We start from the raw sequence: 16,400 nt of genomic DNA, 5'->3' as shown, positions 1-16,400 counted from the left end.
TCAGCGGGGGCGGCTGCGGGTGGCTGTATTCGCCGCGGTGGGTGCGGGCGCCGGGGTGGTGCCGGGTGTCCTGCGGACCGGTGGCCCGCTGATAGCGGCGGCCAGGGCGATGGCGCCCGCGGAGGTGAGACGGACTCGGTCTTGGAGCGGCCCCCCGACGTAGGCGGAGGGCGCGGATTTCGGGACGCGCTCCGCGAGCCCCTTCGTCTCCAGCGCCCGCAGTGTGCCGATGAGTACGCGCTCGTCGCGGTAGTGGACGTACTCCCGTGCGAGGGAGCCGGTGGCCACGACGTTTCCGCAGGCAATTTCCCAGAGGGCGGTGCTGTGGGCCGTGGTGAGGGGCTGGTCCGGCCCGTCGCCGGCGGTCGACCGTCGGCGACGGATCTCGTGGGCGAGGGTGTCCGCACATCCGACCGCTGCTTCCGGGGCCAAGGCGGTCAGCGAGCGTGCCGTCGGGAGCTGCTGATCCGCGGAGCTGCCGCTCAGGAAGGCGAGCTGCTGGAGGCGGACCATCACATCGGTCAGGTCGCGGCTTTGGAAGAGGCGTTCGTCGGTGACCACGTTGAGAGCGGTGCGGGTTGCGGCGGCGAGTTGCTGGGCCGAGGCGACGTGGGCGTCGGTTTCGGGCGGGGCCTCGCTCCGCAGAAGGCGGTCGAGCATGTCGTTGTGCTGCACGTACTGGTCGGCGAGAAGCAGCAGCCGCTCGACGGGAGTCGGCGGAGCGGCCACGTCGAACAGGAGGTTTTCGTCGGGAGCCGGTGCCGTCATGCCCGCCGCCGGACTGTTACGCCGTGCTGCGGGGCCGTGGCGGGCGGGCCCGCAGAGGGCCGGGGCTGCTGCACTTCCAGCGCGGTGCGCGCGGCAGCCAGAGCCCTGCTGGCTCCCTGGAGGTGGATCCGCAGGCTGCTGTGATGGCTCAGTGCATCGAGCCTCTGTCCGAGCGTGTAGTGCTTCGTCGCGGTGAGGGCGACGAGCGGGGCGAGCGCCTGGGTGTAGTGGGCGATGGCCTGACCGAGCTGGCCGGTGCACGCGGCGAGGGTCGTGGCGGGCGGAAGGTCGGCGATGTTCGGCGCGAGCTGGTACTCGGCGTCGGCGGCCATGCGCGCGGTGAGATGGCACAGCAGGTCGATGTGCCGCATGGCGGTGAACAGGCCGGTTCCGTCCAGGGTGACGGTGTGGTCGCGTACGTCCGCGGCCACGGCGTCCAGGGCGTCCAGTGGGGTCATGTCTTCGAGGTCGTGGGGTTCGTAGGTGTACAGGTCATCTCCAGGCGTGAGGTCCCGGGCTCGTCCGGCTCGGGGTGCTGTCAGGTCCGGCGCCTGGCTGCGAGGGTCGGCGGCGTCGCGTTGGACAGGGTTGGACTGTGGTGCAGGAACTCAGGGTGCGTCGTGAAGGAAGCGAGGCGGCGGGACAACTGCTGGGCGACGGCGCGATAGGTGGTGGCGGCGCGCTGCATTTCGCGCTCAGCGCGGCGGAGTTGATCGGCGCTGGTAGCGGGGGTGGGGTCGGCGTCCTCGTAGAGGTAGATCTCGGTGCGGTGGTGGATGGCGAGGTTGCACAAGGTGGCGGCGAGCGAGATCTGTGCGCAGGCACCGGCAAGGCGGGCCAGGGCTTCGGCGCCCCCCTCCGTCGTCGGATAGTGGCTGACCGACAGGTCGTGGACCTGCCGGGTGCACTGCGCGGCCAGCTCGTGCACCCGCAGACTGAGGGGAGCGATCTCGCGGACCGGCTTGGCGATCTCGCCCTTCCGGATGCGTCCGGCCTCGGTGGACAGCTCCCTCAGAGTGCGGGAAACCTCGCCGAGTAGACGGGTGTGTTCGGTCAGGTCGACCATGTGCGGGGCTACTCCGGTCCGGTCGGTTGTGCTGCGGGAGCGTTGCTGGGGACGGACGGCGTCGGGTCGGGGGCCTGCCACAGGAAGCGGGCGACGTGGTCGTTGCCGTGGCCGGTCCGGGGACGGGAAGCGGTGTGCCATCCGGCTCGTGGGGGACGGCGGGCGATCAAGTGCCAGCCCGCGCCACGCAGGGAGGCGCCGCTCTCGCCTTCCTGCGTGAACGTGATCAGACGCCGGTATCCGAGGGCCTTCGCCGCGCGCCACGATGCCCCGTAGAGCAACGAGTTGGCGTTGCGGGTGCCGTCGCTGGCGGTCCGGGTGACTTCGACAGTGGCGCCGTCGTCGAGGTGGCGGGCTACGGGCCGGCCCACGATTGCGACCGCGCGGAGGACGCCTGTTTCGTCGGCGGCGCCGATGGCGAAGATCTGCCCGGTGGGCGGCGGGTGGTGGCGGTGCCAGGTCTGTACGAACTCCTTCGCCTGGCGCGAGCGGACCGGCACCAGGACCAGCGAAGTGCTGCTCACGCGGCGGTCCCGAAGTCGGACTGCGTGGGCGTGTGCTTGGCTACCGCGCGGGCGGTGATCGCCTGCGATGCGCGGTCGGACGCGGCGGACAGTTCCGTCGCCCCGGGCTCTCGGTACCACGGCCGCAGGTCGAGCATGGCCGCGCGCATCCCGGTGGCGAAGCAGAGCGCGGTGCCCTTGGGCAGGGCGCGGATCGCGTCGGCGGGCAGGATCCGCTCCTGCCGCATCGACACCGACGTGCTCTTGCCGGATTCGGAGTGCGAGGTGGACGTGGTCTGTACGTCGTGGTCGCCGATCAGGCGGGAGAGCTTGTCGGCGAAGTCCGGGTCGTCGATGCCGGAGCCGATGACCTTGACGGTCGAGGCGGACCACATGGCGTCCATGCCCGCGTCCCCCCAGACTTTCTGGCCCTGGCGGTAGGACTGCAGGATCGTGATGGGGATGATTCCGCGGCTGCCGAGGTGGGAGTACAGGTCAGGCAGGTCGCTGATCTTGCACACGTTGGCGGCCTCGTCGAGGATCGCCAGCATGGGCGGGTCCAGGCGTCCGCCGGCGCGTTCGGCCTGAGCGGTCGCGGCCCGCATCACCGAGTCCGCGCACGCGGCGATCAGTGCGCTGGCTCCTCCGCCGCCGTCCTTGCTGAGCAGGAAGAGGGTGTCGGTGGAGGTGACGAACTGCTCCGGCCGGAACTCCGCGACGTCCTTCTGCGGTGTCACCCAGGCGGCGATCTCCGCGTTCAGGAGGGCCGCGGCGTACTGGCGGGCGGTCTCGTAGATGCCGTCCCGGGTCTCGGGCGGGCCTTCCACGGTGCCCTTGAGCTGAGCGGCGACGGCGGTGAAGCCGTGGTCGCGCAGGATGTCCAGCGGGGTGCGGTCGGCGGGGAAGGCGAGCCAGGCCATGATGTCGGTGATCGGGCGCTCGTCGAGCGCTGCGGCCAGCAGGAGCTGGGAGAGGATGTTGCTGCCGGCCTTGGACCAGAAGTCGCCCTGCTGGGAGGCGTCCACGGATGCGGCGAGGAAGTGCCCGGCAAGCCGGTTCGCCCCGTCCAGGGTCTTCGCTCCGGCGAGGGGGTTCCACCACATCTCGCGGGCGGCGTGCGCGATCTGCTGCGGGTCCATGGTCCACACCGCCCCCGCCTGGGCCCGCGCCTCGTAGGCGGTGGTGAAGGCATCGCCGGCGGCCTTGTTCGACGTCAACAGGACCGGGCCGGGTGCGTTGAGCATGGAGGGGATCGCGAGGGAGGTGGTTTTGCCCGAGCGGGGTGCCATGATCGCGACGGCGACGTCCTCGAACCCCATCCGCACCTCGTGCCTGGTGCCCTGCAGGTTGCCCAGGAGGATGCCGGTGTCCTTGGCGTCGATGTGCTTGGCGTTCTTCAGGCTCGGTCGCAGGGAGCGGGCCTTGTCGGTGATGGCCTTGGACATCAGGGGCTCGATGTCCCGGGCCTTGGCCATGTCGGTGATCTTCTTCTTCCGGCCACCGCCCGAGCTCTTGTGCCGGGTCCACAGGAGGCCGATTACGGCGGCGAGGGCCAGGAGGAGGACGACGGGCACGATGCGCGCGCCGACCAGCAGGGACGTTTCTCCTGCGGTGGGCCAGACCTGCTCGGGGTGGAGCAGGGCGGCAGTGGGCTGGTAGGGCGCCCAGGCGGCCCCCGTGAGGGTGGCGGTGAGGTTGCCGCCGAGCCAGGCGAGGTGGGCGAGTGGGATGGCGAGGGCCGCCAGGCCGAGCAGGAGGCGCAGGGCGAGGTCGTACCCGTCGGTGTTGCTGGTGGAGGAGGGTGGCAAGGGCTGGGTGCTTCCGGGCGGGGACGGGAGGGCTAGTGGCTGTGACCGCGCTGCGGCGGCGAGTGCCGTGCGGGGATGGGGGCCGGCTGCGTACCGGCGGGCCGGGCAGCGAGGGAGCGGACGCGTTCCTCCAGCGCGGCGGCGACGTAGGCGGCGGGGACGTCGATGTACCGGCGGGTGACGAGGCGGGGGTCCAGGGTCGGTAGACCGCGCGCGCCTGTGGTGCGGTACACGGGGTCCGGGTCGGCGAGCGCGGTGGTGAACGCGGTGACGAGGTGGGGCGGGGTGTGGGCGTCGAAGCGCGCCTGCCACACCGGTCGGTTTGGGCCGAGGGTGGCGGTGACGAACCAGGCCCCCGGTTCCTCCGCGCTGCCCAGTCGCTGAACGTAGGCCGTGTCGTCCGGCGAGACCAGGCCGTCGGCACCAACGGCCGGAGCGGACCAGGCGATCTGCCGGAGCGGCTCGAACGGGTCGGCAGCCTCACCTCCCGGCGGGACTGGGTCGGTAAGGGCGTCGGTGACGGCGGCGATCAGTTCGACGGGGGTGCGGGCGCCGAAGCTGGCGTACCAGGCGGGCCGGCCTGGCTCGGCGGCGTGCTGGAGGGTCCACCACTGGCCCTCTGGGTCCGGCTCCAGGCGCAGGAGGGCCTTCTGGTCGAGGCTGGAGAGCAGCACGCGCGGCATCAGCGGGTCGTCGCCGTGGCTCCAGCCGCTGGCGCGGTGGAGGGGGACGGTGATCCAGGCGGGGTCGCCGCCACCGGCGAGATGGCGCGGGGTGATGAAGTCGACCTCGACGGTCTCCGCGGTGGAGGCCACGCTCACCGCCTCGTCGCGCGGTAGCCGCCGGGCCGCGAGGTCAGGACGGGCAGCTGGGGGCGCTTGGGCTGAGGGCCGGATCGGCGGGTGGCGGTGTGGATGTCGAGAATGGCGCGGCCGTGGCAGGCCCAGTCGTCGAGATAGCTCCAGCACTCGGCGTGGTGCTCGTCCAGCGCGTCGTCGTACGCCTCGCTCCCCGGTCCGGCGCCTTCGGGGAGCTGTGCCACGGTCTGTCGCCACTGCGCGTCCAGAGCGTCGAGGCGGTTCAGCGCCTGCTCCAGGATGGTCAGCTGTCCGGGCCAGCTCTTGCGCGTGAGGTGGGTGGGCAGTTGCTGGAGCTGGAGGCGCGCGGTGGCCAGGAGTTGGCGGGCTCCGGCGCGGGTGGTGGTGAACGCCGCTGCGGTGTCGGAGTCGCGGACGGCGGCCCGGCGGCCGTAGGCGTCGTCGTCGAAGGGCCAGCCGTCCAGGTCGGTGTTGAACTCCGTGTAGGCGTCCCACGAGGCCAGGATCCGGTCGCTGTTGCGCAGGTAGCGGTTGAGGCGCCGTAGCGAGGTGCGGCGGTGGTTCAGGGTGCGGGGGATGAGGCGGTCCTTCCGGTTCAGCGGTGGGCGGTGGGCTGGACGGCTGCGGTGTGTGGCGGGCGCGGCGCGGGGGTGGTCTGCCGGCGGCGTGCGGCGCGGGCCTGTGCGCCGATTGCCTTCATGCGGGCGGTGTGAGCCTCGACGACCTGCTGCGGGCTCAGCGGGCTCGACTCCTTGACGGCGCTGTGGTGGGCGGTGCGGTCGAACATGCCGCGCTGCAGCGGGCTCTGGTCGGTCAGCGCCGTGAGGAAGGCGCCGGCGAGGCGGTCGGGCACGTGCTCGTCGAGGAAGGCGTGCCAGATGCGCGGGCCGGGGTACTGCGCGTCGCGGGCGTCGCGGGCCTCGATGTGCCACGACGGATGGAGGCGGAACTCGCTCATCGGGCGCCGTTCGATGTGGCACAGGGAGTCCGGAGAGTGCGCCGCGCCGGCCTCGTCGCGTCGCCAGCCCGCTCGAGTCACCGGGTCCCAGGGGTCCTGCTGCGGTGAGGCCGGTGCGATGAGGGCGTCGGTGAGGCCGGCGAGGACCTCTGCTGGCACGCGCTTGCCGAACTCGGCGTACCAGCCGGGCCCGTTGTCGCTGTTCTCGGCCCGCAGCCGCCACCAGGCGGAGGTGGTGGACTGGGGGTCGAACTGGAGGCGGTAGCGGTGATCGGGGCTGCGCATCACGATCTCGGCGTCGAGGGGGTCGGAGAGCGTGGTCCATCCGGCGGCTGCCAGGCCGTGGGTGACGTGGCGAGCGTCGCCGGGGCCGGCGAGGTGGCGGGGGCTGGTGTCGAAGGGGATCTGCCCGGCGTGCTTGTCGGCGAAGGAGGCGAGTTGGCGTTCGCTCAGCGGCACGCGCCGCACTCCGGGTCGCTCTCGGCTGCCTGGTGCAGTGCGCGCAGTTCGTCCAGGACGTAGTGGAGGGTGTGCTGGTCGCTCTGCTCCCACGCGGCGGTGAGCAGTTCGGCGATCAGGAGGCTGACGTGTGTCGCGCCGGCGGCTATCTGGTGCTCCTGGATGGTGCGGGCGAGGGCGCGCAGGGTGTCGGCGAACTGGACGGGCAGGCCCGTGTACTCGTCCAGGAGCGGCTCGATCAGGGCGAGGGCCTCGGTGGGGTCGGGGTTCTCGCGCAGGTACTCGGTGAGGTCCGCGAGGGTGTCGGTCAGGGTGCTCAGGGCGTCCGGGGTGGGGGCGGGCATCGTGCTCCTTGAAGGCGGCGGGGGTTCAGCGGCGGGTTCGGGCGCCGCCGGCGGGGGCGTGAGGGCGGGTCTTGGTGCGCGGGCGGGCGTTGTGGACGCTGCTTCGGGCCCAGGTGGCGGCGCGGGCGGCGGTGATCCGGGCCTGCTGCCAGGCGCCGAGCTGGGAGGGCGTGACGGAGACCGACCAGGTACGGATCTGCGCGCTGCTCGGCACGCGCCCGCGCGGGCGCATGACGGGCTCGGGGTTGGCGAGTTCGGTGGCGAAGGCTTGCACCAGCTGCATCGGGGTGTTCGGGGTGAAGCTGGCCGTCCAGCCGTTGTTCTGCGTGTCCCTCGCTTCAGCCCACCACGTCGCCGAACCGTCGGGACCGTGCTGGTAGTGCAGGCTGGCGCTGCCGTCCGGGCTGGTGGCCACGTAGTGCTCGCCCTCGGCGTGGGTGTTCCAGTGCTGCTCCTGCAGCGGTGCCCAGACGTTGGGCGCGTGAGCGGAGCGGGGCCGGGTGAGGGCGTCGGTCAGGCCCGCGACGATTTCCACCGGTGTCTGGCGGCCCAGGTGCGCCGACCACTCGCCGTTGAGCGCGTCGGCTTTGCCGTGGATGGTCCATCCACCGGGGATGACGTAGGGGTCGTAGACGACGCGCAGCGCGCGGCTGGGGCTTTCCATGAGCAGCGGGCCGTCGGACTTGGACTTCTCCCGCCATCCGCAGGCGCGCAGGAACTCCGAGATGTGCCGGACGTCGCCGCCGCCGGCCAGGGCGCGGGGCTGGACGAGGTAGTGCTGCTCTGCCCGCTCGCCGGGCCCCCAGCCCTGCCATTGCTTCTTGCTCACCGGTGTCGCCGGGCGACGAGCGGTGCAGGGGCCACAGGCTTCGCCGCCGCGGTGGTGGCCGGCCGAGCGCCGAGGTCCTGGAGGAGGTTCTGGTGGTCGTCCAGGTCCAGGCTGATGTCGTGCAGTTCGTTGGCGGCTCGGCCGAGCGCGAGCCAGACCTCGGCGGGGAGGGCGCCGCGTTCGGCCTCGCTCTTGGCGAAGTGGCTTCCGGTGATGACGAGGTGGGTGACGCCGCCGAGGACTCCGGCCTCCGGGTCGAGGATGCGGGCGATGACCTGAGCGGCCTGCGGCGCGGGGAGCTGGGAGAGGTGGTCGGCGAGCTGACCGAGCTGGCGGGTGATGTCGTCGGCGAGCTTCACCGGCTGAGGGACGGGGTGGGACATGCTCCTCCTGGTGGATGGACGGTCAGTGGTGATGGCGGTAGCCGATGCGCTGGGTCTCCGCGAGGACGGTCTCGGGATGGGCGCCGGCCAGCGGGGAGGGCCGGTCGGGGCCGGTTGGGAGGCAGGCGCGCAGATAGCGGCGGAAGAGGGCCGTGGCCAGTCGCGGCTTGCGCCGGGCACTGATGGGCGGGGGTGTGCGGGTTGCTACGAGGTGCTCCAGGTATCGGGCGGCGGGCCCGGGTGGCCCCGGCGCGGTGCCGGGACCACCCGGGCTCCTTACCGTGTCGACGATTTCGCCGAGTTGTGCGAAGCGATCGGGTTCGTGGCCTGGCGGCGGACCCTCACCGGGAACGGACGGCCTGCGACCGGGAGCCGGCCGGGACGGGCGGTGGCGAAGCGGGCGCGGCGGTGGGCGCGCTGCGGCCCGCGGGGTGCTGGAGAGCGGTGCCGATGCCGAGCGCGTCGAGACGCGGGCCGATCGCGCGCAGGGCTCGGGCCTGGGCCTGGGTGTCGTCGCCGGTGAGGCGGTAGATGCCGCTGAGAGGGTCCTGGACGAAGCCGTGTGCGGTGAGGATGGCGCCGGCGCGGTCGTCGGCGGGGGCGGTGGCGATGCTGCCGTCCACCTGCCAGGTCAGAACGACGCGGTCCGGCTGGGAGGGCTGGACGGATGCCAGGGCGTTGTGGCGGGCCTGGGCGAGGGCACGGTCGTAGCGGGCGAGCAGGTCGTCGGCGATCTGCTCCGCGCTGAGGAACGGGTCGTCGGTCAGGGCGATGCCGTTGGGTTCACCGACCGCGCGGTATGCCTCGTCGGGCAGGGCTGGCGGGGCGAGGGCGGCGATGAGGAACCCGTCGCGGCCGTCGTGCCGGTCCAGGACGGCGAACTGCGCGCCGTCCGGGCGGCTGAGGACGGCGGCCTCGGTCAGCGGGTGCTCGGCGAGGGCGGCGGCGACCAGGTCCAGGTCCCAGATCCGTTCGGCCAGCTCGGCGAGGTCGTCCTTGGCATCGGCGGGGAGGTGAGCGCTGGTCCAGGTGTCCGGGAGTTCGCCGGCGAGGACGTCGGCGTAGGAGGCGAGGCGCTCGGAGGTGGGGTCGTGCATGGTGTCCTTGCGGGTGGGAGGTCAGCGGCGCATCGCGGCGGCCAGCGGGGGCGGCGGGGCCGGGAGCGGGCGGGGCGGGGGCGGGCAGGCGCACACGGCGGAGCGCTCCCGTTCGGCGGCCGGCACTTCACCGGTGCAGGTGCTGCGGCCGGGGTGCGGGGCGTGCCGGTCGGCGAGCGCGTTGCGCGTGTGGGCGAGATCGGTGCCGATGAGGTGGAGGTACTCCTCGGCGAGGTAGCGCAGGCGCCGGGCGACGTAGGGGTCGACCGGCTGGCCGAGGTGGTCATGGAAGTCGGCTGCGGCGGTCAGCACCTCGTGCAGGGCGGCGAGGATGCCGTCGCCGGGGGCGGTCATCTCGGTCAGCGCATCGGCCGCCTCGTCGGTGGTGGTGGCCTCGCGGATGCGCTCGGCGACGTGGGCGACGGAGGAGCCGAGCGTGGGGTAACTGGCGGGGCGGGCCTCGGTGTCGAGGTCCTTGTCGCAGTCGACGTGGTAGCCGAGGGCCCGCAGGCGGGCGACGGCGCCGGTGGCCAGGCGGGTCTCGTCGTCCCGGTTCAGGCCGGTGGGGGTGCGGTGGTAGGTCTCGTGGAGGCGGACCACGGCGACGAAGCCCGCGCGCTGCAGGACGCTGTGTGCCTCAAGGTCGCCCCCACGGGCGAGGAGTTCGCCGGAGTGCGGGTTGCGCCGGATGTCCAGGAAGCGGTCGGTCGAGGGCAGAAGGGCTTCTCCTACGGTGATCGGTGGGCGGAGCGCCGGGCAGGCGGGGGAAGTGCGGCGGTGCGGGGCTGGACCAAGCGTGCTGCGGTGGTGTCCAGGTCCTGTTGGATGGCGTGCAGGCGGCGGGCGATCAGCTCCAGGCCGTGTGCCGCTTCGACGCCAGCGGGTCCCGGCTGGCGTTCGAGACGGTGGGCGATGTGCTCGATCAGTCCGCGGACCGCGGCCAGAGGGCCGGCCTGTTCCTCGGCGAGCTGGGTGAGGACGCGGTCGAGCTGGGCGGATGCCGTGGGCGCGGCCGGGATGGCGCTGCTGCCGGTGCGTACGGGGATCAGGTTCAGGTCCTGCTCGATGCGGCGGGCCTGGTCCGAGAGACGGCGCAGGCTGTCGGCGGGTGGGGCGTGCCAGGCGCCGTCGAGGTGGATCAGGTTGGCGATCAGGTCCAAGCGCCTGGGCTGCGCCTGAACGGCGATCCACCGGCAGCCGTGCTCCTTGCCGGGGATCTCGATACCGGCGGCCCGCGCGAGCCGATGAGCAACCTCCGACCACTCCGGTCCGGTCAGGTCGCGGTCCTGCGGATGCAGGCGGACGTCCAGGTGCAGGATCGCCTGCCGGTCGTCGTCCGGGCTGGCGGCGAACGGGTGCTCCAGGTACGGGTCTTCAAGGTGCTCCGCCCACTGGGTGGCCGTCCACGTCGTCTGTTCGTCGTCCAGGGTGAAGTGGTCCAGGCCGGGCCAGTGAGCGACGACCGTGTGGTCCGTCAGGCCCTCGTTAGGGGAGACCGGCCGGCCCAGCGCCTCTTCGAGGGGGCCGTGGGAGCGGTGCGTGCGCTCGTTCAGGCGGGGGATCACCGGCCGCCCCGCGCATCGGCGAGGTGGACGAGCTGGCCCAGGGCGGTGGTCGTGTACCAGCCGCAGTCGATCACTTCCTCGCGGTCGGCGAAGCGAGGCAGGAAGGTGTCCTCCATGGCCCGCAGGTGGATCAGGCAGTCGGGACAGCGCCACGAGAGGTGCACGAGGTACCGGGGGTGGCCGGTAGTGTAGGTCTGGGCGCCGCCGGTCGGGTCGCGCAGTCGCCATCCGTCTTCGTCGGTGGGGGTGTGCCAGGACGGGGCGACGATGCGCATCGCGTCGCCCCACAGCTCCCCGCCGGCAACCCCCTTCAGCACGACGACCGTCTCGCCGGCCTGGAAGTGGGCGTGGGTGATGTCCCGGGTGGGAGTGAGCGGGTCGGGCGTGAGGGCGAGGACCGGGGCGGGCGGCGGGGTCCAGGGCGGGGGAAGCAAGCGGAGTCCTTCCACGCGAGGGGAACGGCGGGAGGATCAATGGTCCGCAGGAACGCCGGTTTGGCTAACCGGCGTTGTCCGGCTATGTTGCCCCGGCCTCAGCGGAAGGGGTTCTCCGTGCCGAGGTCGTCCTCGCCGGCTGCTTCCAGGAGTTCGAGCAGGTCAGAGCCCTCGGCGTCGCGCTGGTCGATCCACCAGCCGGCTCTGGTCACGGCGCGGGCCTTCTCCTCCAGCTCCGCCCAGTCCGCCTCGTCCCACGTGCCCTCCACGACCAGCGTCGTGTGCGCGCCGGTCATCAGCTGGTGGCGGGAGCGCTCGCCCCAGTCCAGAGGCTTCTCGGGGCCCTCCAGCGGCGGCATGTCGAATCGCTTCGCCCACGCTCGGGCTGCCTCCTGCTCCGCGGCGCGCTTGGCCGCGAGCCACTCCTCCTTGGATTCGGTGTCGGCGTCGCGTGACGCCTTCCAGCAGTCGGTGCAGTCCTTCGTCGCGAGCCAGCGGGCGAATCCGGCGCGTCGGTCGGCGGGGCGGTTGGACAGGTCATGCGTCACTTCGTGTCCACAGCTGTGGATGATCTTCCAGGTCGTGCGTGACCCCGTGGAATTGCGTTTGATGCGTGATCCATTCGAGGTTGAGCTGGTGTTCTGCGGCTTCACGTTGGCGTCCCTTCTTTCGTACGCAGGCTGATGGCCTGCGGTGTTGTGCGATGGCGTGCACCTGATGCATGATTCGCGCATCAGGTGAGAGGGAGAGTTGGGTGAGCGGAGCGGGCGTGAGCGAGGCGTCAGCTCGCCTGGTCCTGGTGCAGGGCGTGTCTTTGCTGCACCCCGAAGACGCAGTCTTCGAGGCGATGCTGAGCGGCTGGGAGCGGCAGCAGCAGGGCGGGCGACGGCTGCAACCGGACACGATCGACGACCGGACGGGCATGGTGCGGCGCTTCGCGGCGTACACCAACACCTATCCGTGGCAGTGGACGGCGTCGGATCTGGACGAGTGGATGACGTACCTGATCGGCGAGTTGAAGCGCGCGGAGTCCACGATCCGCGGCTATCAGGGCGCGATCCGGATGTTCTGCGACTACGTCACCTCGCCGCACTACCAGTGGCCAGCGGAGTGCGAGGCGCGGTTCGGGACGCATCCGGTGCAGATCTGCCACGAGTGGAACACCACGGCGCATCTGGTCGACTACGAGGGGCAGCCGGCGCGACGGCCGATGACCCGCGAGGAGATCCAGGCATTCCTCGATCACGCCGATGCGCAGGTGGAGCGGGTGGTGCGGCACGGCCGCAAAGGGGCGTTGGCGGCGTACCGGGATGCCACGGTGTTCAAGGTGATGTACGGCTGGGGGAGCCGCTGCACCGAGACGTCCCGGCTGGACGAGGTCGACTTCTACCGCAATCCCAAGGCGCCGGAGCTGGGCAGGTTCGGCGCGCTGCATGTGCGCTACGGCAAGCGGACCAGGGGCTCCCCTCCGCGGCGGCGTACGACCTTGACGGTGATGCCGTGGGCGGCGGAGGCCGTCTGCGACTACGTGACGAACATCCGGCCGCGCTATCCGGCCGCGGCCAGCAGCGCGGCGCTGTGGCTGACCGAGCGCGGTGGCCGGCTGAAGCCGCGGGAGATCGAGGCGCGGTTCGCCGAGTACCGTGACGCGCTGGGGCTGGAGGAGGCGTTGGTGCCGCACTGCCTGCGCCACAGCCACGTCACGCATCAGATTGAGGATGGGGCTGATCCGGTGTTCGTGCAGCGGCAGGTCGGGCACGTCTACCCGTCGACGACCGCGCTGTACACCGGGGTCAGCGGCGATTTCATGAACACGATGATGCGCAAGGTCTTGGACCGGGCGCTCGATGGAGGGGGTTAGGGAGCGACCGTGGCTGCGAAGCTGGATTACCGATGGCATCTGCGGGAGGTGATGGCCACCCGCAGCATGTTCTCCACTACCGATCTAGGCCCGTTGCTGGCCGAGCGAGGAATCGACCTCTCTCCCAGCCAGATCTACCGGCTGGTGGCCGAGCGGCCGGAGCGGCTGAGTCTGCGCACCCTGATGGCGCTGCTGGACATCCTCGGCTGCACCATGGACGAACTGATCGAGCCGGTGGCGGCGGCCGGTGCCAGGCGCCGCCGCGCCGCCGGAGCCGATCCGAATGATCCGCCGGGCCCCGGGGAGGCCGGGGTGGGCAGCTTCCGCCCGCGCCGGGCGCGGATCGTGCCGGAGTAGCCGCCAGTGGATGAGAGCCTGCCGCGATTCGCCATCGAACCCGAGACGGTCATCGGCGAGATCGTCCGGTCCGTCGACTCGAGCTGCGCGACGATCGACATCACGGCGCTGCTGGAGGAGGTCTTTTGCTACCGCAGCCAGCGCCGCACGCTCGCAGAGGTGCTGCACACGGATGCGGAGCTGCTGACCTCCGGCCGCCCGGAAGGCCCGCGCACGGTGGAGCGGCTGATCCGCGCCCTGCAGGCCAAAGGGGCGACGGGGCTGGTGCTGCCGCGGTGCGGGAAGTGCGGGCGTCAGCGGCCGTTGACAGCCTTGGGTGACGGTCGCCGGATCTGCCGCTCGTGCGCCAACCGACGGCAGGCTCAGGCAAATCCGTGCGGGATCTGCGGCAGTATCGACTATGCGGGCCGGGATCGTGACGGCACTCCGCGGTGTCGTGCGCACCCGCCCGGCGGCGACATCGCCCCGGCCGTCGAACTGGCCGGCCGCCTGGCCGGGCCGACCGGCCTGCCCATCGAGACGGCGGTTGCGGCGATCCGCGCGGTCGCCCGCAACCGGGGTGGCCAGCTGCGGTTGCTGTGGGCGTTCGAGGACCACCCGGACTTGCTGTCCGGCGGTGGCGCGAAGGGCCCGCCAAAAACTGGAGCGTTGGCACGGGCACTGATCGACCGCGGCGCCACCGGGGTGCAGGTACCCCGGTGCCCGCTGTGCGACCGTGCAGCGGAGCTGCGGCTGCTGCACCAGGGTCAGCGATGCTGCGGACGCTGCTGGCTGGCGCGTCATCGGGAGGTCTGCGCGGACTGCGAGCGGCTGCTGCCGGTGGGCGGACGGACCTTCGACGGCAAGCCCGTCTGCGTCGGCTGCCGGCAGGCCGATCCGTTCAACCGCCGCTGCTGCGACGGCTGTGGCCAGCTGCGGGTGGTCAAGGCGCGCACCGGTGATGGCCGCGCTCTGTGCTCCACCTGCCATGACATCCCCCGGGCACGGTGCGCCACCTGCGGGGAGCTGGGTCCGTGCCGGTTCGTGACTAGTGAGGCGCCGCGCTGCCTGTCGTGCTGCGCGAAGCAGCGCAAGGAAGCGATCTGCGTCGGCTGCGGCAACTGGCGGAGGGTCAACAACCGCACGGCGACCGGTGAACCGCTGTGCGGCAACTGCGGCAAGAAGCCCAAGCCGTGCGACGGCTGCGGCAAGGTCTACCGGGTCAGCGCCCGCACCGCCGACGGCCGGGCGCTGTGCCAGACCTGCTGGGCCAAACACCCTGCCGCCCGGCAGCCGTGCGCCGCCTGCGGCAGCCTCGAGCGGCTCTACCACCACGGCCTGTGCGCCGCCTGCGCCGCCCCGCGCAGCCTGCACCGCGCTCTGGCCGGCCCGGACGGACAGCTGCGCCCCGAGCTCGAAGGGGTCTACACCGCGCTGCTGCGCCTGCCGTCACATGCGAGCCTGCGTTGGAGCAACCGCCGGCCGACCCACCGCGCGCTCCTACAGGCACTGGCCGCCGGCACCGGCCCGATCACCCACGAAAGCCTCGACCTGCTGGCCCCGACTCAGATCGTCGACCACCTGCGCGCCCTGCTGGTCGCCGGCGAAGCGCTGCCCGAGCGCGACGAACAACTCGCCCGCCTGGAGCGCTGGGTAACCCGCACCATTGCCCGCCTCCCTAACCCCACCGAGCGACGCCTGCTGACCCACTACACCGCCTGGCAGCCACTGCGCCGACTGCGCCGCGTTCGACCCGGACGGCACACCACCGTCGGGCAGGGTGACAGCGTCCGCATGGAGATCCGCAACACGGTACGACTGCTGGAATGGCTCCACGGCGGCGGGATTCCCCTGGCCGAGGCCACCCAGGATCACATCGACACCTGGCTCAGCCAGGGCAGCACCCAGCGTCACTGGGTACGCGCCTTCCTGCTGTGGACTTCCCGCAGCGGGCACAGCAGGCCGCTGACCGCGCCCGCCCACGGGAGCGAGCTCAGCTTCAACGTCATCGCCCAAGATCACCGCTGGGCGCTGGTCCGCCGACTGGTCACCGACCACCAGCTCGCCGCCCCGGACCGCGCCGCCGGGCTGCTGGTGCTGCTGTTCGCACAGCCACCCAGCCGCATCACCCGGCTCACCACCGACCATGTCCTCGACACCGGCGAGCACGTCCGGCTGCACCTGGGCCGCGAACCCGTGCTCGTCCCCGCACCACTGGATCATCTGCTGCGGGAGCTGGTGAACCGCCGCCGCGGCCGGTCGACAACCCCGCCCAGCCGCGAGCCCACCTGGCTCTTCCACGGCATCTACCCCGGCCGTCCGATGGATCCCAGCAGCCTCAGCCGCCGCCTGAAAGCCATCGGCGTCCAGCCGCGCCAAGCCCGCAACGCCTCCCTGATGGACGTCGCCTCCGAGTTGCCCGCATACGTCTTCAGCCGCCTGCTCGGCTACTGCCAAAAGACCGCCGACAACTGGAACACCGAAGCCTCCGGCTTCGGACCCGACTACGCCGCCGACCTCACCCGCCGCTGACCTCAGCAGTCGCAGCGGGTGGGGCTGGCCTGCTAGCGGGTGCATCGGCTGGTTCGGCGGCGCCGAGCAGGCGGAGCAGGCTGGCGTGCAGGACATCCCTGGCCACTGTCGTCGGCAGTCGGCCGGCGTCCTGCTCCGTGCTCGCCGTGTGCCCGAGCGAGATGGTCGAGGCGACGAGCCAGTCAACGGGGAGCTGGTCATCGAATTCTCCGGCCTGCTGGCCTTGTTCGATCACCTGTCTGATCCGGTCAGCGACGGGCATGTGTCGGTCGCGGTCGGCCTCCGCGCTGACGGGCTGGGCGCTGATCATCCGCAGCAGCACGGGGTAGCGCTCGGTCACATGGGCACCTGCGTCGATCATGCGGAGCAGCGTTTCCGTTGCGGTGCCGGCGTTGAGGTCTACGGCGTCCATGGCGGCGAGGGCCTCGTCGGTGATCCGCTCGACCACGGCCAGCAAGAGCTTCTCCCGGGAGGGGAAGTGGGCGTAGACCGTCGGCCGGGTCACGCCCGCGGCCCCGGCGATGGCCTCCAGGCCGGCGTCGGGATCCACGTTGAGGACCTGGGTCGCGGCATCCAGGATGGCGGCCCGGCTGCGAAGGGCGTCCGCGCGGCGGTTGCGGGCAGGAGGTGACTTCATCT

General features: G+C 72.0%; 20 protein-coding genes. 3 read left to right on the top strand and 17 right to left on the bottom strand.

Translation table 11 applies throughout. The annotated features are described in order from the left end of the window. The 16 genes from ACFW01_RS29750 to ACFW01_RS29675 all read right to left on the bottom strand — a co-directional run bounded on the left by ACFW01_RS29750 (window position 1) and on the right by ACFW01_RS29675 (window position 11,580). Window positions 1-768 (bottom strand): hypothetical protein, encoded by a 768-nt coding sequence (locus tag ACFW01_RS29750; RefSeq protein ID WP_384508725.1) that lies wholly within the window; start codon window positions 766-768, stop codon window positions 1-3. Then, a complete protein-coding gene (locus tag ACFW01_RS29745) occupies window positions 765-1,226 on the bottom strand; it encodes a hypothetical protein (protein WP_384508722.1) in 462 nt (153 codons plus the stop codon). The genes ACFW01_RS29750 and ACFW01_RS29745 overlap by 4 nt, the downstream gene beginning before the upstream one ends. 80 nt (window positions 1,227-1,306) lie before the next feature. Next, on the bottom strand, window positions 1,307-1,834 hold the full coding sequence (locus ACFW01_RS29740) for a hypothetical protein (protein WP_384508719.1): 528 nt from the start codon (window positions 1,832-1,834) through the stop codon (window positions 1,307-1,309). Window positions 1,835-1,842: 8 nt separating this feature from the next. Further along, window positions 1,843-2,358, bottom strand: coding sequence for an XF1762 family protein (locus tag ACFW01_RS29735; protein ID WP_384508716.1), 516 nt, complete (start codon window positions 2,356-2,358; stop codon window positions 1,843-1,845). Further along, window positions 2,355-4,145, bottom strand: a complete 1,791-nt coding sequence (locus ACFW01_RS29730; RefSeq protein WP_384508713.1) for a type IV secretory system conjugative DNA transfer family protein — start codon at window positions 4,143-4,145, stop codon at window positions 2,355-2,357. Before ACFW01_RS29730 ends, ACFW01_RS29735 begins: the two co-directional genes overlap by 4 nt. 32 nt (window positions 4,146-4,177) lie before the next feature. After that, entirely contained in the window at window positions 4,178-4,960 is a 783-nt protein-coding gene (locus ACFW01_RS29725; RefSeq protein ID WP_384508710.1) for a DUF317 domain-containing protein, read from the bottom strand. Between the two features lie 2 nt (window positions 4,961-4,962). Continuing rightward, window positions 4,963-5,187, bottom strand: coding sequence for a hypothetical protein (locus ACFW01_RS29720; protein WP_359911964.1), 225 nt, complete (start codon window positions 5,185-5,187; stop codon window positions 4,963-4,965). A gap of 371 nt (window positions 5,188-5,558) precedes the next feature. Next, window positions 5,559-6,380: a DUF317 domain-containing protein gene (locus ACFW01_RS29715; protein ID WP_384508707.1), complete on the bottom strand. Its 822-nt coding sequence runs from the start codon at window positions 6,378-6,380 to the stop codon at window positions 5,559-5,561. Then, window positions 6,371-6,724 carry a hypothetical protein gene (locus ACFW01_RS29710; protein WP_384508704.1) on the bottom strand — a complete coding sequence of 118 codons (354 nt, stop codon included), beginning with the start codon at window positions 6,722-6,724 and terminating at the stop codon, window positions 6,371-6,373. The genes ACFW01_RS29715 and ACFW01_RS29710 overlap by 10 nt, the downstream gene beginning before the upstream one ends. Window positions 6,725-6,749: 25 nt before the next feature. Then, window positions 6,750-7,553 carry a DUF317 domain-containing protein gene (locus ACFW01_RS29705; protein ID WP_384508701.1) on the bottom strand — a complete coding sequence of 268 codons (804 nt, stop codon included), beginning with the start codon at window positions 7,551-7,553 and terminating at the stop codon, window positions 6,750-6,752. Beyond that, complete coding sequence (locus ACFW01_RS29700) at window positions 7,550-7,936, bottom strand: hypothetical protein (protein ID WP_359911952.1); 387 nt, start codon at window positions 7,934-7,936, stop codon at window positions 7,550-7,552. The genes ACFW01_RS29705 and ACFW01_RS29700 overlap by 4 nt, the downstream gene beginning before the upstream one ends. Before the next feature lie 341 nt (window positions 7,937-8,277). Continuing rightward, entirely contained in the window at window positions 8,278-9,033 is a 756-nt protein-coding gene (locus ACFW01_RS29695) for a hypothetical protein (RefSeq protein WP_384508698.1), read from the bottom strand. A 21-nt stretch (window positions 9,034-9,054) separates the two neighbouring features. Then, window positions 9,055-9,633, bottom strand: a complete 579-nt coding sequence (locus ACFW01_RS29690; RefSeq protein WP_384508695.1) for a hypothetical protein — start codon at window positions 9,631-9,633, stop codon at window positions 9,055-9,057. A gap of 128 nt (window positions 9,634-9,761) precedes the next feature. Beyond that, window positions 9,762-10,598 (bottom strand): relaxase/mobilization nuclease, encoded by an 837-nt coding sequence (locus ACFW01_RS29685; RefSeq protein WP_384508692.1) that lies wholly within the window; start codon window positions 10,596-10,598, stop codon window positions 9,762-9,764. Further along, on the bottom strand, window positions 10,595-11,032 hold the full coding sequence (locus ACFW01_RS29680; protein WP_384508689.1) for a hypothetical protein: 438 nt from the start codon (window positions 11,030-11,032) through the stop codon (window positions 10,595-10,597). The genes ACFW01_RS29685 and ACFW01_RS29680 overlap by 4 nt, the downstream gene beginning before the upstream one ends. A 98-nt stretch (window positions 11,033-11,130) precedes the next feature. Further along, window positions 11,131-11,580: a hypothetical protein gene (locus tag ACFW01_RS29675; RefSeq protein WP_384508686.1), complete on the bottom strand. Its 450-nt coding sequence runs from the start codon at window positions 11,578-11,580 to the stop codon at window positions 11,131-11,133. A 206-nt stretch (window positions 11,581-11,786) separates the two neighbouring features. On the opposite strand from ACFW01_RS29675, the gene ACFW01_RS29670 reads away from it, so the two are divergent. The 3 genes from ACFW01_RS29670 to ACFW01_RS29660 are packed head-to-tail and all read left to right on the top strand — an operon-like array spanning window position 11,787 to window position 15,761. Continuing rightward, window positions 11,787-12,893 (top strand): tyrosine-type recombinase/integrase, encoded by a 1,107-nt coding sequence (locus tag ACFW01_RS29670; RefSeq protein WP_384508683.1) that lies wholly within the window; start codon window positions 11,787-11,789, stop codon window positions 12,891-12,893. Between the two features lie 9 nt (window positions 12,894-12,902). Further along, on the top strand, window positions 12,903-13,250 hold the full coding sequence (locus ACFW01_RS29665; RefSeq protein WP_384508680.1) for a helix-turn-helix domain-containing protein: 348 nt from the start codon (window positions 12,903-12,905) through the stop codon (window positions 13,248-13,250). Window positions 13,251-13,256: 6 nt separating this feature from the next. Further along, window positions 13,257-15,761 (top strand): hypothetical protein, encoded by a 2,505-nt coding sequence (locus tag ACFW01_RS29660; protein WP_384508677.1) that lies wholly within the window; start codon window positions 13,257-13,259, stop codon window positions 15,759-15,761. Here the strand turns inward: ACFW01_RS29660 and ACFW01_RS29655 are convergent. Beyond that, window positions 15,748-16,398, bottom strand: a complete 651-nt coding sequence (locus ACFW01_RS29655) for a TetR/AcrR family transcriptional regulator (protein WP_384508674.1) — start codon at window positions 16,396-16,398, stop codon at window positions 15,748-15,750. The genes ACFW01_RS29660 and ACFW01_RS29655 overlap by 14 nt on opposite strands. Window positions 16,399-16,400: the final 2 nt, after the last annotated feature.

This window comes from Streptomyces sp. NPDC058985 (assembly GCF_042740985.1).
GTDB lineage: Bacteria > Actinomycetota > Actinomycetes > Streptomycetales > Streptomycetaceae > Streptomyces.
Note: the sequence above shows the minus strand (reverse complement) of the source record. Positions and strands in the feature narration are given on the sequence as shown.